At 66.7% G+C, this 13,524-nt stretch carries 12 protein-coding genes and 4 tRNA genes; 13 read left to right on the top strand and 3 right to left on the bottom strand.

From position 1 onward, the window contains the following. Positions 1-30: 30 nt before the first annotated feature. From C0R07_RS04465 to C0R07_RS04480, 4 genes are all read left to right on the top strand, one after another. Positions 31-1,446, top strand: coding sequence for a hypothetical protein (locus tag C0R07_RS04465; protein WP_070470669.1), 1,416 nt, complete (start codon positions 31-33; stop codon positions 1,444-1,446). After that, positions 1,443-3,290 carry an excinuclease ABC subunit UvrC gene (gene uvrC / locus C0R07_RS04470; protein WP_102788283.1) on the top strand — a complete coding sequence of 616 codons (1,848 nt, stop codon included), beginning with the start codon at positions 1,443-1,445 and terminating at the stop codon, positions 3,288-3,290. The genes C0R07_RS04465 and uvrC overlap by 4 nt, the downstream gene beginning before the upstream one ends. A 9-nt stretch (positions 3,291-3,299) precedes the next feature. Continuing rightward, positions 3,300-3,923, top strand: coding sequence for a CDP-diacylglycerol--glycerol-3-phosphate 3-phosphatidyltransferase (gene pgsA / locus C0R07_RS04475; protein WP_019183370.1), 624 nt, complete (start codon positions 3,300-3,302; stop codon positions 3,921-3,923). A gap of 46 nt (positions 3,924-3,969) precedes the next feature. Next, positions 3,970-4,045 (top strand) — tRNA-Gly (locus C0R07_RS04480). Positions 4,046-4,134: 89 nt separating this feature from the next. On the opposite strand, the gene C0R07_RS04485 is transcribed toward C0R07_RS04480, so the two are convergent. Next, the gene (locus C0R07_RS04485) at positions 4,135-4,479 is read right to left on the bottom strand and encodes a hypothetical protein (RefSeq protein ID WP_102788284.1); all 345 of its coding nucleotides are present in this window, start codon (positions 4,477-4,479) and stop codon (positions 4,135-4,137) included. Positions 4,480-4,686: 207 nt separating this feature from the next. Between C0R07_RS04485 and C0R07_RS04490 the strand changes: the two genes are divergently transcribed. The 7 genes from C0R07_RS04490 (at position 4,687) to C0R07_RS04520 (ending at position 9,954) form a co-directional block, all read left to right on the top strand. Further along, positions 4,687-4,762 (top strand) — tRNA-Gly (locus tag C0R07_RS04490). Between the two features lie 147 nt (positions 4,763-4,909). Further along, a tRNA-Gly gene (locus tag C0R07_RS04495) sits at positions 4,910-4,985 on the top strand. 77 nt (positions 4,986-5,062) lie between these two features. Then, a tRNA-Cys gene (locus tag C0R07_RS04500) sits at positions 5,063-5,136 on the top strand. A 132-nt stretch (positions 5,137-5,268) separates the two neighbouring features. Continuing rightward, positions 5,269-6,768: an ATPase domain-containing protein gene (locus tag C0R07_RS04505; protein WP_102788285.1), complete on the top strand. Its 1,500-nt coding sequence runs from the start codon at positions 5,269-5,271 to the stop codon at positions 6,766-6,768. Next, positions 6,758-8,812: a hybrid sensor histidine kinase/response regulator gene (locus C0R07_RS04510; protein WP_254427778.1), complete on the top strand. Its 2,055-nt coding sequence runs from the start codon at positions 6,758-6,760 to the stop codon at positions 8,810-8,812. Before C0R07_RS04505 ends, C0R07_RS04510 begins: the two co-directional genes overlap by 11 nt. Positions 8,813-8,963: 151 nt before the next feature. Beyond that, positions 8,964-9,425 carry a BLUF domain-containing protein gene (locus C0R07_RS04515; protein WP_102788287.1) on the top strand — a complete coding sequence of 154 codons (462 nt, stop codon included), beginning with the start codon at positions 8,964-8,966 and terminating at the stop codon, positions 9,423-9,425. Between the two features lie 280 nt (positions 9,426-9,705). Next, complete coding sequence (locus C0R07_RS04520) at positions 9,706-9,954, top strand: hypothetical protein (protein WP_019183363.1); 249 nt, start codon at positions 9,706-9,708, stop codon at positions 9,952-9,954. Between the two features lie 54 nt (positions 9,955-10,008). On the opposite strand, the gene C0R07_RS04525 is transcribed toward C0R07_RS04520, so the two are convergent. Together C0R07_RS04525 and C0R07_RS04530 are read right to left on the bottom strand one after the other, a co-directional pair. Beyond that, the gene (locus C0R07_RS04525) at positions 10,009-11,094 is read right to left on the bottom strand and encodes a 4Fe-4S dicluster domain-containing protein (protein ID WP_254427779.1); all 1,086 of its coding nucleotides are present in this window, start codon (positions 11,092-11,094) and stop codon (positions 10,009-10,011) included. Between the two features lie 2 nt (positions 11,095-11,096). After that, positions 11,097-11,390: a hypothetical protein gene (locus C0R07_RS04530; RefSeq protein WP_102788288.1), complete on the bottom strand. Its 294-nt coding sequence runs from the start codon at positions 11,388-11,390 to the stop codon at positions 11,097-11,099. Between the two features lie 182 nt (positions 11,391-11,572). Here C0R07_RS04530 and C0R07_RS04535 point away from each other — a divergent pair, with 182 nt between their 5' ends. Beyond that, a complete protein-coding gene (locus C0R07_RS04535) occupies positions 11,573-12,016 on the top strand; it encodes a group III truncated hemoglobin (RefSeq protein WP_019183360.1) in 444 nt (147 codons plus the stop codon). 44 nt (positions 12,017-12,060) lie between these two features. Next, the gene (gene hemN, locus C0R07_RS04540) at positions 12,061-13,470 is read left to right on the top strand and encodes an oxygen-independent coproporphyrinogen III oxidase (RefSeq protein WP_102788289.1); all 1,410 of its coding nucleotides are present in this window, start codon (positions 12,061-12,063) and stop codon (positions 13,468-13,470) included. Positions 13,471-13,524 lie beyond the last annotated feature (54 nt).

The raw sequence follows: 13,524 nt of genomic DNA on the forward strand, positions 1-13,524 counted from the left end.
GCATGACGCGTCCTCCGGCATAATCAGGGCATGAACGTCCAGCCCGTCCAGGATCTGCCCGAATTCGCCACCTGGCTCAACGCCACGCCCACCACGCTGGGCGAGCTGCAGGGGCGGCCCGTGGTGCTCGCCTTCGTCAACGCAGCCTCGGTGTGGTGCGCGCAGCGGCTGGCCGAGCTGGCCCAGTGGCAATCGCGCAACCCCGGCAAGGTGCAGCTGCTGGTGCTGCAGGTGCCGCGTTTCGATGGTGAGCGCGATCCTGCCCAGTCCCTGAAACTGCTGCGCCGCCAGGGGCTGAACGCCCCGGCCCTGCTGGATGCGGACTGGGATGGCTGGCGCCGGTTCGGCGTGACCGCATGGCCGACCCTGGTGCTGCTCGATGCGCAGGGACGCGAGCGTGAGCGGCTGATCGGTCTCGGCGGGGAGCTGGAGCGTTCGCTGACGGCGCTGTGCGAGGGCAGTTCGCGCCCATCCGATGAAGACCTGCACGGCGCCCGCGAGCTGAGCCCCGAGCCGCGCCTGCCGCTGCGCTTCCCGACCGGGTTGGCGGTGACCACCGAGCGCCTGTACATCGCCGACACCGGTCACCACCGCGTGCTCGAGTGCAGCCATGGTGGCCGCGTGCTGCGCCAGTTCGGCATGGGCACCGCCGATTTCATGGATGGCGACCAGGCCCAGGCGGCCTTCCATCATCCCCAGGGCCTCGCGCTGGAGCGCGAATGGCTTTACGTGGCCGATACCGGCAATCACGCGCTGCGCCGGATCCATCTGCTCTCCGGGCAGGTCGACACGCTGTGCGGCACCGGCCGCCCTGGCGAGCCGGTCGAAGGGCCGATCGCCGCGCCGCGCCGTACCGCACTGAACCACCCGCAGGGGCTGGCGGTCGCTGACAACCAGGTCCACATCGCCATGGCCGGCGACAACCGGATCTGGAGCTACCACCTCGGCCAGCGCAGCCTGCAGTGGCGCGCCGGCAGTGGCGCCATCGACGAACGCGACGGCAGTGGTCATATGGCCGCCTTCGCGCAGCCGTGCTCGGTCGCCGCGGTCCAGCAGGTGCTGTACGTCTGCGACGCGCTGGGCTCGTCGATCCGCGCCATGCAACTGCGTGGCGATCTGGTCCAGACACTGGTCGGGCAGGGGCTGTGGAGCTTCGGCGACCAGGACGGGCCGCGCGCCTCGGCACTGCTGCAGTACCCGCAGGCGATCGCGCTGAGTCCGGATGCGCCGCTGTTGTGGATCGCCGATGCCGGCAACGGCCGCCTGCGCACCCTGCGCCTGGGCGGTGGTGAGCTGAGCACGCTGGAGCTGCCGCGGCGCCTGCATGGTCCGGCCGGCCTGGCGCTGGGCGGTGGTGCGGTCTGGATCGCCGAGACCGATGCCCATGCCGTGCTGCGGTTCGACCCCGTCAGTGGTGTCCTGAGCGACGTGCCGATCAACGAATGACTGTTTCTTCCGCCCCCGCCTTCGATGGCAAGGCATTTGCGGCCCACCTGAGCACCGCCCCCGGCGTGTACCGCATGTACGCCGCTGACGACACGCTGCTGTACGTCGGCAAGGCGCGCGCGCTGCGCAACCGCGTGGGCAGCTATTTCAACGGCACGCCCAAGACCACCCGGATCATGTCGATGCTGTCGCAGGTCGCGCGCATGGACGTGACCGTGACCCGCTCGGAGGCCGAGGCGCTGCTGCTGGAAAACCAGCTGATCAAGTCGCTCTCGCCGCGCTACAACGTCTCCCTGCGCGACGACAAGACTTACCCGCACGTGCTGCTGACCCGCGAGCAATGGCCGCGGATCGCGTTGCACCGCGGCCCGCGTGCGGTGCCGGGGCGTTACTTCGGTCCGTACCCGGGCGTCACCGCCGTGCGCGAAACGCTCAACCTGATGCACAAGCTGTTCAAGCTGCGCAGCTGCGAAGACAGCGTGTTCCGCAACCGCTCGCGGCCCTGCCTGCAGTACCAGATCGGTCGCTGCAGCGCGCCCTGCGTGGATCTGGTGGCGCCGGAGGATTACGCCGAATCGGTGCGCCGCGCCTCGATGTTCCTCGAGGGCAAGAGTGACCAGCTCGCCCGTGAGCTTGGCACCCAGATGCAGACCGCCAGCGAAGCGCTGGAGTTCGAGCAGGCCGCGCGCCTGCGCGATCTGATCGCCTCGCTGCGCAGCATGCAGACCCGCCAGTACGTGGATGGCCGCGCGGCGGACTTGGACGTGCTCGCCTGCGCAACCCAGGGCGCCAGTGCCTGCGTGTTGCTGCTGGCCTTCCGTGACGGCCGCAACATGGGCACGCGCCCGTTCTTCCCGCGCACCAATGGCGAAGAAAGCGCCGATGAAGTACTGGGTGCATTCGTCTCGCAGTACTACGCCGAGCACGCCCCACCGCGCGAGATCCTGCTCGACCGCGAAATTCCCGACGCGAGCCTGATCGAGTCGGCGCTCAGTGCCTCGGCCGAGCGCAAGGTGCAGTTGCGGTGGAACGTGCGCGGCGAGCGTGCCGGCTATGTCGAGCTCGCCGCACGCAACGCGCAGATCACCCTGGTCACCGAGCTGGGCAGCCGCAACGCGCAGCACGCCCGCAGCGAGGACCTGCGGCAGATGCTGGGCCTTGCCGAACAGGTCAAGCGCGTGGAGTGCTTCGATATCAGCCACACCATGGGCGAAGCCACCGTGGCCTCGTGCGTGGTGTTCGATGCGGCCGGTCCGGTGCGCAGCCAGTACCGCCGCTTCAACATCAGTGGCATCGAGCCCGGCGATGACTACGCGGCCATGCGCCAGGCGATCGAGCGGCGCTTCCGCCGGGCGGTGGAGGAAGATGCGGTGCTGCCCGATCTGTTGCTGATCGATGGTGGCGCCGGACAGTTGGCCCAGGCGCAATCGGCGCTGGCCGACCTGGGCGTGGAAGGGGTGATGCTGGTCGGTGTGGCCAAGGGCGTGGAGCGCAGGGCAGGGCATGAAGCCCTGGTACTGCCGGATGGTCGCGAGCTGCGCCCGGGCGCTGCCTCGCCCGCCCTGCAGTTCATCCAGCAGGTGCGTGACGAGGCCCACCGCTTCGCCATCACCGGCCACCGCGGGCGCCGCCAGAAGGCCCGGATGACCAGCAAGCTCGAAGATATTCCCGGCATCGGACCGCGCCGGCGGGCCAGCCTGCTCAAGCATTTCGGCGGCCTGGTCGGCCTGAAAGCCGCCGGCGAAGCGGAAATCGCGAAAGTGGACGGCATCAATGACGCCCTCGCTGCGCGTATCTACGCTAACCTTCATGGACTGCCTACGCCCGATGCGGCGGGCGAGTAGAGAGACGCAATGAAGTTGACCCTCCCCACCTGGCTTACCCTGCTGCGGATCGTGATGATCCCCGTCCTGGTGCTGGTGTTCTATCTCCCCTACAAGTGGACCAATTTCGCTTCCGCGGCGATCTTCGGCCTGGCCGCGCTCACCGACTGGCTCGACGGCTGGATTGCCCGCCGTTACGACCTGCAGTCCGCGTTCGGCGCCTTCCTCGATCCGGTCGCGGACAAGCTGATGGTGGCCGTGGCACTGTTCCTGATCGTGCAGGGCCATCCCACTGCGTGGATGGCGGTGTGGGCGGCGGTGATCGTCGGCCGCGAGATTGCCGTATCGGCACTGCGCGAATGGATGGCCGAAATCGGCCAGCGTGCGAAGGTGCGCGTGGCGGTGATCGGCAAGGTGAAAACCACCGCGCAGATGATCGCGCTGCTGTGCCTGCTGTACTCGGTGGCGCCGCACACCCCGATGCAGGACATCTGGATGGGTACCCAGGTCTTCCATATCGGTGACTGGACCCTGGCCATCGCCTCGATTCTCACGCTGTGGTCGGGCCTGCAGTACCTGCACGCGGCATGGCCGAGCCTGCGCGAGGACGAGCGCCTTGCGCGTGAGAACGCCAAAGCGAAAAAGAATGCATGAGGGTTGTTGACAGCCCCTCGTTTGGCTGTAGAATTTCGCCTCCCAAGCGGGAATAGCTCAGTTGGTAGAGCGCAACCTTGCCAAGGTTGAGGTCGCGAGTTCGAGTCTCGTTTCCCGCTCCAGATACTGTTTCCATCGCAATCCGTCGCGAAGGGAAACACCGAAAAAAGCGACCTTCCGGGTCGCTTTTTTCGTATGCGCGTGTCTGCGGTCAGTGGCGCGTTCCGATCCGGACGTTGCACCACGTGCGGATGTTCTCGCGGTCGAACCGCGGGCAGCTGTTCTTGATGGGCAGGTACACGTAGAGCGCCTGCTCCGTGTGCACGAAGTGGTAATAGTTCGTGCGGTCCTTGCCATACAGCCAATAGTTCGATGAGCCCGGGTTGATGACGTAGGGCTCGAACGAGAGGATCGATGATTCGGCCGGGATTATGTTGCTGCTGTCGGTCAGCATCATCCAGGCGTTGGAGAAGCCGTGGGTGGTCGCGCCGACGATGGCGATCGCGCCGACCAGGGCGGCGATGGCGAGGCTGGCAATGCGGAGAGGGCGTGGCATGGGGTGATGATTGGGAATGACCGGGGGAGGGGCAGGCGAGGCCGGCACGCGCGCCGGGGCGGCCCGGGGCAACGCACGGAAATGCAGCAAAAAGGATGTTGACGACGTGAAGGAATTCCGACAGAATAGCGCTCCTTCGACGCAGGTCGAGGGGCCGACAGCCTCCAGCACCCCAGGGTGCGGTGCCGTCGGGGCAAGCGAAAGTCTGCGGGAATAGCTCAGGTGGTAGAGCGCAACCTTGCCAAGGTTGAGGTCGCGAGTTCGAGTCTCGTTTCCCGCTCCAGATTTCGACAGGGCCCCCCTCGGGGCCTTGTTTTTCTCCGCGGTGGCACGCGGGCATCCGGTCCGGAAGCATTGGCCGGGATGTGAAAAAAAGTGTGAAAAAGCTGGTGTGTTTCGAGTGGTTTCGGTAACATGCACGCTTGATTTTGCGGGAATAGCTCAGTTGGTAGAGCGCAACCTTGCCAAGGTTGAGGTCGCGAGTTCGAGTCTCGTTTCCCGCTCCAAATCCTGACCAGGCCCCGTTCTCGGGGTCTTGTTCTATCGGGGCATGCAACACGCCTCCGATGATCGTAGGGTCACCGGCCTGGTGGCAGAGTGGTCATGCAGCGGACTGCAAATCCGCGTACGCCGGTTCAATTCCGACCCAGGCCTCCAAATAGAAAGTAGCCCAGAGCCCGCGCATGCGGGCTTTGTGCGTTGTGGGCCTCCATTCAGTTTCGCACGCGAGAGCCGACAGGGCCTACACAACCCGCTTCGTATGCTGCGCCCGTCCATATTGGCAGCCTTATGCAGACACAAAAAGCACGCGTAGCGACGGGTATCGAAGGCCTCGACAGCATCCTGGGCGGGGGCTTCCCGCAGGGGCGGCTGTATCTGCTCGAGGGTCCGCCCGGCTCAGGCAAGACCACGCTGTCCCTGCAGTTCCTGCTGCACGGGTTGAGCAAGGGGGAGCGCTGCCTGTACATCACGCTCTCCGAGACGGCTGACGAACTCCGGGAAGTCGCCAATGCCCACGGCTGGTCGCTGGACGGGCTGGACCTGTTCGAGCTGGCCTCGGCCGAGGAAGCGCTGGGCGACGGCCGCATGCAGTCGGTCCTGCACTCCTGGGAGGTCGAGCTGGATGAGACGGTCAAGCTGATCCTGGGCGAGGTGGAGCGCATCAAGCCGCACCGGGTCGTGTTCGACTCGCTCTCCGAGCTGCGATTGCTCTCGCAGGATCCGCTGCGCTATCGCCGGCAGATTCTGTCGCTCAAGCAGTTCTTCGCGCCGAAGAGCGCAACCGTGGTGCTGGTCGATGACATGACCGCCTCCGGCGAGGAGCGCGATGGCCAGCTGCACAGCCTGTGTCATGGCGTCGTATCACTGGAACGGCTGACGCTGGATTTCGGTCCGGCACGGCGGCGGATGCATGTGCAGAAACTGCGCGGGGTGAACTTCACTGCCGGCTACCACGACATGACCATCCGCGAGGGCGGTCTGGAGGTGTTCCCGCGACTGATCGCTTCGGACCACCACGCCAAATTCAACGGTACCCCGATCAGCAGCGGGGTGGGCGAGATCGACAGCCTGCTCGGTGGTGGACCGCTGCGGGGCACCAGCACGTTGCTGACCGGCCCGGCCGGCAGCGGCAAGACCAACGTGGCGCTGCAGTATGTGTGGGCCGCGTGCGAGCGCGGTGAGCATTGCTGCATCTTCGAATTCGATGAGCGCATCGGCACCTTGCTGGCCCGCGCGGAGTCATTGGATATCGACCTCAGCAAACATCTGGAGACGGGGCTGCTGGAGATCCAGCAGGTGGACCCGGCCGAGATCTCGCCGGGCGAGTTCGCCTGGAACATGCAGCGTGCGGTGGAAGAACGTCAGTGCCGCCTGCTGGTGATCGACAGCCTCAACGGCTACGTCACGGCGATGCCGCAGGAAAAGCAGCTGATGCTCCAGCTGCACGAGATGCTGTCCTATCTCAACCAGAAGGGCGTGGCGACCATCCTGATCAATCCGCAGCATGGCCTGGTCGGCACCATGTCCACGGGCAATCTCAACGTGTCCTACATCGCCGACTCGGTCGTACTGTTCCGCTTCTTCGAGTCGCAGGGGCGGATCCGCAAGGCGATCTCGGTGATCAAGAACCGCGGCGGTGCGCACGAAAACACGATCCGCGAGCTGAACATCGACGGCAAGGGCATTTCGCTCAGTGCGCCCCTCAACGAGTTCAAGGGGATCCTGACCGGCACGCCGGAATTCGTGGGCAATACGGCGCATCTGCTCGGCCACACCCGTGCAGACTGACGCCACGTCCGGCGTGGTGCACATCGTTGCACCGTTCGGGCGTGATGCGCCGAGCATCGCTGCCGTGCTCAACGCCGCCGGGTTGCGGACCACGATCCAGGAAAGCCTGGCGCGGTTGGCCGATGCGCTCGATGACGAGGTGGGCGCGGTGGTGGTCACCGAGGAGGCCGTGGCGAAAGGCACGGCTGCCCTGCTCGAGCCCCTGGCCCGGCAACCGACCTGGTCGGATATTCCCTTCATCCTGCTGCGGTCCCCGCGCTCGCAGAAGCGGCCATTGGCCGACGCCGGCCTGCAGCTGGCGATCAACATCATCGAACTGGACCGGCCACTGGGCAGCAGCTCGCTGCTGAGTTCGGTGCGCAGTGCGCTGCGCGCGCGCGACAAGCAGTTCCTGGTGCGTGACCAGATGCGGGCGCTGGCCGATGGGCGTGCCGCGCTGGAGCGCAGCGAAGCCGAACTGCGCCTGGTGGCCGACGCGATGCCGGTGCTGATCGCCTTCATCGACCGTGACCTGAATTACCGCTTCGCCAACAAGGCGTATGAAGCCTGGTTCGAGCGGCCGGTTTCGGACGTGATCGGCAGGCGCGTGCCCGACGTGTTCGGGCAGGAAGTGTGGACCAGTCGCCGGCCGTTGATCGAACGTGCGCTGGCCGGCGAGCACATCGTGTTCGAGGCGAACTGGCCGTTCAGTGATGGCCGGCGGCGCGACAGTGAGATCCGCTACTCGCCACGCGTTGATGCGGATGGAACGCCGGACGGGTTCCATGTGTTCGTCACCGACATCACCGCCTCCAAACTGGCCCTGGAGACCAGCCAGCAGCACGCGCTGGATTTGGAGGCGATGGTGGCCGAGCGCACCGCCGAACTGGAACACCAGATGGCCGCGCGCGAAGCCAGCGAAGCCGCACTGCGCCAGTCGCAGAAGATGGATGCGATCGGCCAGCTCACCGGCGGCATCGCGCATGACTTCAACAACATGCTGACCGGCATCCTGTCCTCGCTGGACATCATGCGCATGCGCGTGGAAATGGGGCGCATGGAGGGGTTGGAACGGTTCCTGGATGCCGCCACCGCCTCCAGCCAGCGTGCGGCCGCGTTGACCCAGCGCCTGCTGGCGTTCTCGCGCCGGCAATCGCTGGATTCGAAAACCGTCGAACTCAACGCACTGGTGGGGTCGGTCCAGCACCTGCTGCGCAGCACCCTGGGGGAAACGATCCGCATCCAGATGGTGACCAGCGATACCCCGCTGCGCGCGAACCTGGACAGCAACCAGTTTGAAAGCGCGCTGCTCAATCTGGCCATCAACGCACGCGATGCCATGCCCGATGGTGGAGAGTTGCGGCTGCGCACCTCGCATGTGCATGTCGCCGAGGCGGAGGTGCCGACCGTCCCGGCCGGCGAGTACGCCGTGGTGGCCGTGTCCGATACCGGCACCGGCATGCCGCCGGAGGTGGTCGAACGGATCTTCGAGCCGTTCTTCACCACCAAGCCGATCGGCAAGGGCACCGGGCTGGGCATGTCGATGATCTACGGCTTCATGCAGCAGTCCGGGGGCCACATCACCGTGGACTCCACGCCGGGGCAGGGCACGACGGTGTCCTTGTTCATGCCGGTGGTGCACGACCCGGCCGAGGATGAGGACACGCCGAACGCGCAGGCGGTATCGCTTGGCGCCGGGCAGTCGATCCTGGTGGTGGAGGACGACGAGCAGGTGCGGATGCTGGTGACGGTGGTGCTTGAGGATCTCGGGTATACCGCCGAGGTGGTCGGCGACGCCGATGGCGCCATTCCCATCCTCGGCTCGTCGAAGAAGATCGACCTGCTGATCACCGATGTCGGGCTGCCCGGTCTCAATGGACGGCAACTGGCGGAAATCGCGCGGCAGACGCGGCCATCCCTGCCGGTGCTGTTCATGACCGGCTACGCGGAGAAGGCGCAGGAACGCTCGGCGTTCCTCGACAACGGCATGGCGATGATCGCCAAGCCATTCCTGCTCGATGCGTTCAGTGAGGCAGTACGTAGTTCGATCGCCACGCGGCAGTGAGTGCGCGTGGCTGCCTGCGGCGGCCTGGGGGACGAAACCGCCGCGCGATGGAAACTTTCGGTTGCAGCGTCATCTGAATGCTTCAGCGAGCGGCTTTATTTAGATACCTGAAAGTGCCAGCATAGGGCTTTGAGAATGTCGGAGTTTACCCATGCCCTTATGCGCGATCGCGTATGTCAGCGACGTTGCGGGCCCGCTGTCTGCGGCGCATCTTGACGCCCTTGTCGAGGATGCCATCCGCTTCAACAGTCTGGCGGGGGTGACCGGCGTACTGCTGTGCGACGGCAGTCGTTTCCTGCAGTACTTTGAAGGTCCCGATGACGGGGTGTCGGCGGTGCATGAGCGGGTGTTGCAGGCACGGAGCCATCGCGCCATCCACAAGCTCGGCCACGCGCGCGTACCGCAGCGCTTTTTCCCGTACTGGAGCATGCGCTGGCTGGGCGTGGAGCCTGCCTTGATCGAGATGCTCTCGGCAGGTGACTGGGAGGCCTTCGCAGACCGTATCGCCGGCGGCGCGCCGGCGGGCAGCGGGATGGAGCGGCTGCTGCAGTTCGTCGCCCCACACCTGCCCGGGCAGGCCGCGTCGCAGCAGGTGCGCTCGGCAGCGGACTGAGATGACCCGTGCAGCGTTTACCCGCAGGGGCTGATACCAGGGGGGAGCCGGCCAGAGGCGGAGCATCGCCGCCGCGCTGACATGCTGCTGTCAATATGCGCCCTGCATGATGCAGATGCGGGCGCAGGCGCGAGATGAACCATTCATCGGGGGCGTCGCCTTTGGCCGTGTGGTAATTGACTTAATGCAAAGGAAGTGCAAATTTTAAGTGAACCCGAAGTGAATCCGCCCCTGAGGGGGTTTTGTCGTCCCTGAAGCAAGCAAGTCCCACGGAGGTCGTATGGAATACGGCGAACATGACTTGGCTGACGGAGTGCGAACCGAGCTGGAAGCCAGCTACGTGAAACATGGCTGCGGCCCGGAATTCTGGTCCACCTACCAGCGCGTGCTGGAGCGACTGGTCCCACCGGCGCAGGGCACCGCGCGAACCCGTGTCACCAATGAGCTGGCGTTGATCATCGAACAGTTGGGGATCGTGCGGCGCGCCCAGTTGGTGCCCCCACGCAGTGCGCGACCGCGCGCTCGCTGAAACCGGGTCGGGGGAACGGAAATCGGGACGGGGACAACCGCCAGCGCGGCGCCACTACAGGTAATGGAGACCGATGCCCAGCAGGGCCAGCAGCGTGCTGGCCGCGGCAAGCGTGCGCGGGCGGATCCAGCGTGGCGGGCGTTGCTGCATGGCTGACGGGCTGGCACGGCGGATCAGACCGGTCGGGAACTGCCAGGCACGCATGCGCGCATCGCAGGCGTCCTGGCAGTCGCCACAGCCGATGCAATCGGCATGCGGCCCGGCGCGCACGTCCAGCGCCATCGGGCAGACGGTGACGCAGTCCCCGCAATCCAGGCAATCGCCGAGCCGATCGGCGCTGAAGTGCGGCATGGGGCCGGCGATGTCTTCATGCGCGGCGCGGAACGCGTAATCGCTGGCGCTGGTGGGATCGAGCAGTCCGCGGCCACGGGCCTGCACGCCACCCAACCCCGCCACGCGCGGGCCACGTGGCTCACCGCGACGCGCGTGATAGTGCATGCGCGGCGTGTCGCTGTCGCAGAACACGCCGTGGACGCGCGCATACGGGCACAACTCGCGACAGACATGTTCACGCAGGAAGCCCGCGTTGCCCCAGGTGGCGGCGGCATAGAACAGGATCCAGAACGTTTCCCAGCCGCTCCAGGCCGGCGGCCACGGCGTGCCGACCAGACCGTGGATCGGGCTGAAAAAGCCCACGAAGGTGATGCCGGTCCACGCGGCCACCAGCAGCCACAGCAGATGCTTGGCCGCGCGCGCCGGTGCGGCCGGCAGGCAGTGCGCGGCGGCCTGTTCGATCCAGCGGAACAACCGGCTCCACAAGGTCTGCGGGCAGGCATGGCCGCACCAGACCCGGCCAGCCAGGTTGGTCAGCAGCACCAGGGTGGTGGCCAGCACGGCGGCCAGCCCCAGCAGGATGCCCACGTCCTGCGGCCAGAGCGTCCAGCCGAACAGATCGAAACGGCGCGCGGTCAGGTCGAACAACAGTGCCTGGCGGCCCTCCCAGCGCAGCCACGGCAGGGCGTAGAAGCCGGCCAGCAGCAGCGCCGACAGCAGCGGCCGCCAGCGCAGTGGCGCGCGGCGAACGGCGGGCGGCGGTGCCGGTGGTGGATCGACGAGATGCAGGGTGAGGCGGTCTGTCATGGTCACCCCAGCGGCAGATCGTCGTCGTCGCCGGGCATCGGCCGCAGCAGGTACCAGGTGATCGTGCTGGCGGCGGCGGTGACCGCCCAGAACATGAAGAACCCCAGTGTGTAGCCCAGTTCGCGGCTGATCTCGTGTTGCGGGAAGGTGATGTCGTGCAGGCGCAGCGGGTCGACGAACGCGAAGAACACCACGCTGGCCAGGCCGGCTGCGACGAAACTGGGCCACAGGATGGCGCCCCATTGCTGGATCAGCCGTCGGCGGCTGCCGTCGGGCGGGTCGTGCAGGTCGTTCATTGCGGCCACGGTCAGGAGGAGGGGGCAGGGCACGGCTATACTTCGCGCCGACCGGGGGTCGGGATCGCGGGTGCGCGCTTCCTGTCGAGCTCCCAGACTAGAAGGCTTCGCGACGGCCTTCATTGATTCTGATCAAGGCAGCGGCACGCGCTGCCGCCGATGCTGGGCGTTGCCGCCCGAGGATGTTCATGGCCGATCCCACCGACAACGCGCTGCCTCTCCCTGCGCCGGACCTGTGCAGCGAAGAGGAGGTCACCCGGCTGGTGCATGACTTCTATGCGCGCGTCCGCGAGGAGCCGCGGCTGGGGCCGGTCTTCGCGGCACGGATTCACGACTGGGATGCGCATTTGGCCCAACTGGTCGATTTCTGGTCGGCGATGCTGCGCGGCACGCGCCGCTTCAAAGGCGCGCCGATGCCCAAGCACATGGCCATGGATGAGCTCGACCGCGATCTGTTCGACCGCTGGCTGGCCCTGTTCCGGCAGACCACCGCCGAATGTGGCAATCCGCCGATGCAGCGGCTGGCTGATGACGTTGCCGGGCGGATCGCCGATACGTTCTGGCGTCGCTTCCAGATGCTGCGTTGGCCCAGCCTGCCGCTGGTCGGCCGCCAGGGCCTGAATTGATCTGACGCAATGCGTGCGCGCCCGCGCGCGTGCACGCTGGCGGCATGGATACTTTCTCGCCTGCCGCCGCCGGGCTTGCCTGGCACTTCGACCCCGAGCTGCTGCGCCGCCACGACCGGCCCGGGCCGCGCTACACCTCCTATCCGACCGCGCCGCACTTCCATGACGGGTATGGCGAGCTGGCCCTGCGCGAGGCCATCGCCGGCAGCAACCGGCTCGGCCGGCCGCTGTCGCTGTATGTGCACGTGCCTTACTGCAGCAGCCCATGCTTCTACTGCGGCTGCAACCGTGTCATCACCCGCGATCACAGCAAGGGCATCAGCTACGTCGCCCGCGTGCTGAGCGAGGCGGACCTGATGGCGCCGCAGTTCGATCCGGCCCGCGAAGTGATCCAGCTGCACCTCGGTGGCGGCACGCCGAACTTCCTCGCGCCAGCGCAGATGCGCGAGCTGCTCGAGGGGCTGCGCGAGCGCTTCAATTTCAGCACTGCTGCCGCACGCGATTTCTCCATCGAACTGGACCCGCGCTTCGTCACCCGCGCCGACATCGCCGGCCTGGCCGCGCTGGGCTTCAACCGCGCCAGCCTGGGCGTGCAGGATTTCGATCCGGACGTTCAGAAGGCGATCAACCGCGAGCAGGGCGTGGAGGCCACCCTGGACATCCTGCGCGCGTGCCGCGAGTACGGGCTGCGCTCGGTCAATGTCGATCTGATCTATGGCCTGCCGAAGCAGACGCTGGCCGGCTTCGCGCAGACACTGGAAACGGTGTTGCGTGAGCGCCCCGATCGCCTGGCGGTGTACGGCTATGCCCACCTGCCGCACCTGTTCCGCGCGCAGCGCCAGATCGCCGATGCGGATTTGCCCGGTCCCGACCAGAAGCTCGCCCTGCTCGGCCTGGCGGTGCAACGGCTTTCCGAGGCGGGCTATCAGTACATCGGCATGGACCACTTCGCATTGCCGGAGGAGGATCTGTCGCGGGCACAACGCGCGGGCCAGCTGCACCGCAACTTCATGGGCTACACCACGCATGCCGATACCGATCTGATCGGCCTGGGCGCCAGCGCGATCAGCCACATCGGCGACACCTACAGCCAGAACCCGCGCGAGCTGCCGGCCTGGGAGGCGGCCGTCGATGCAGGGCGCCTGCCGGTCTGGCGTGGCCTGCAGCTGGACGAGGACGACGTACTGCGCGCCGAGCTGATCGGCCAGCTGATGTGCCAAGGCGAAGTGGATGGCGCCGCGCTGGCAGCACGGCATGGCGTGGACTTCGAGGCGTATTTCGCCGACGGGCTGCGCGCGCTGGCCACGCTGCAGGCCGACGGCCTGGCCGACTACGCGCAGGGCGTTGTGCGCGCCAGCGAACGCGGGCGCCCGCTGCTGCGGCTGCTGGCGATGTGCTTCGACCGTTATCTGGCGCAGCCGGACCAGCCGGTGCGGTATTCCAGGGCGATCTGAGTGCCGTCGCCCCGGCGTGCGTGCATTCCAAAACCGGGCGCGATCAGGCACCCT

Source organism: Stenotrophomonas bentonitica (genome assembly GCF_002887735.1).
GTDB classification, from domain to species: Bacteria; Pseudomonadota; Gammaproteobacteria; order Xanthomonadales; family Xanthomonadaceae; genus Stenotrophomonas; species Stenotrophomonas bentonitica_A.

Bases quoted from the DNA above. Each gene is read 5' to 3' on its own strand.
- C0R07_RS04530 (WP_102788288.1), bottom strand. From the start codon at position 11,390: ATGAACGACCTGCACGACCCGCCCGACGGCAGCCGCCGACGGCTGATC.
- C0R07_RS04465 (WP_070470669.1), top strand. From the start codon at position 31: ATGAACGTCCAGCCCGTCCAGGATCTGCCCGAATTCGCCACCTGGCTC.
- hemN (WP_102788289.1), top strand. From the start codon at position 12,061: ATGGATACTTTCTCGCCTGCCGCCGCCGGGCTTGCCTGGCACTTCGAC.
- C0R07_RS04485 (WP_102788284.1), bottom strand. From the start codon at position 4,479: ATGCCACGCCCTCTCCGCATTGCCAGCCTCGCCATCGCCGCCCTGGTC.
- uvrC (WP_102788283.1), top strand. From the start codon at position 1,443: ATGACTGTTTCTTCCGCCCCCGCCTTCGATGGCAAGGCATTTGCGGCC.
- C0R07_RS04505 (WP_102788285.1), top strand. From the start codon at position 5,269: ATGCAGACACAAAAAGCACGCGTAGCGACGGGTATCGAAGGCCTCGAC.
- pgsA (WP_019183370.1), top strand. From the start codon at position 3,300: ATGAAGTTGACCCTCCCCACCTGGCTTACCCTGCTGCGGATCGTGATG.
- C0R07_RS04520 (WP_019183363.1), top strand. From the start codon at position 9,706: ATGGAATACGGCGAACATGACTTGGCTGACGGAGTGCGAACCGAGCTG.
- C0R07_RS04535 (WP_019183360.1), top strand. From the start codon at position 11,573: ATGTTCATGGCCGATCCCACCGACAACGCGCTGCCTCTCCCTGCGCCG.
- C0R07_RS04515 (WP_102788287.1), top strand. From the start codon at position 8,964: ATGCCCTTATGCGCGATCGCGTATGTCAGCGACGTTGCGGGCCCGCTG.
- C0R07_RS04525 (WP_254427779.1), bottom strand. From the start codon at position 11,094: ATGACAGACCGCCTCACCCTGCATCTCGTCGATCCACCACCGGCACCG.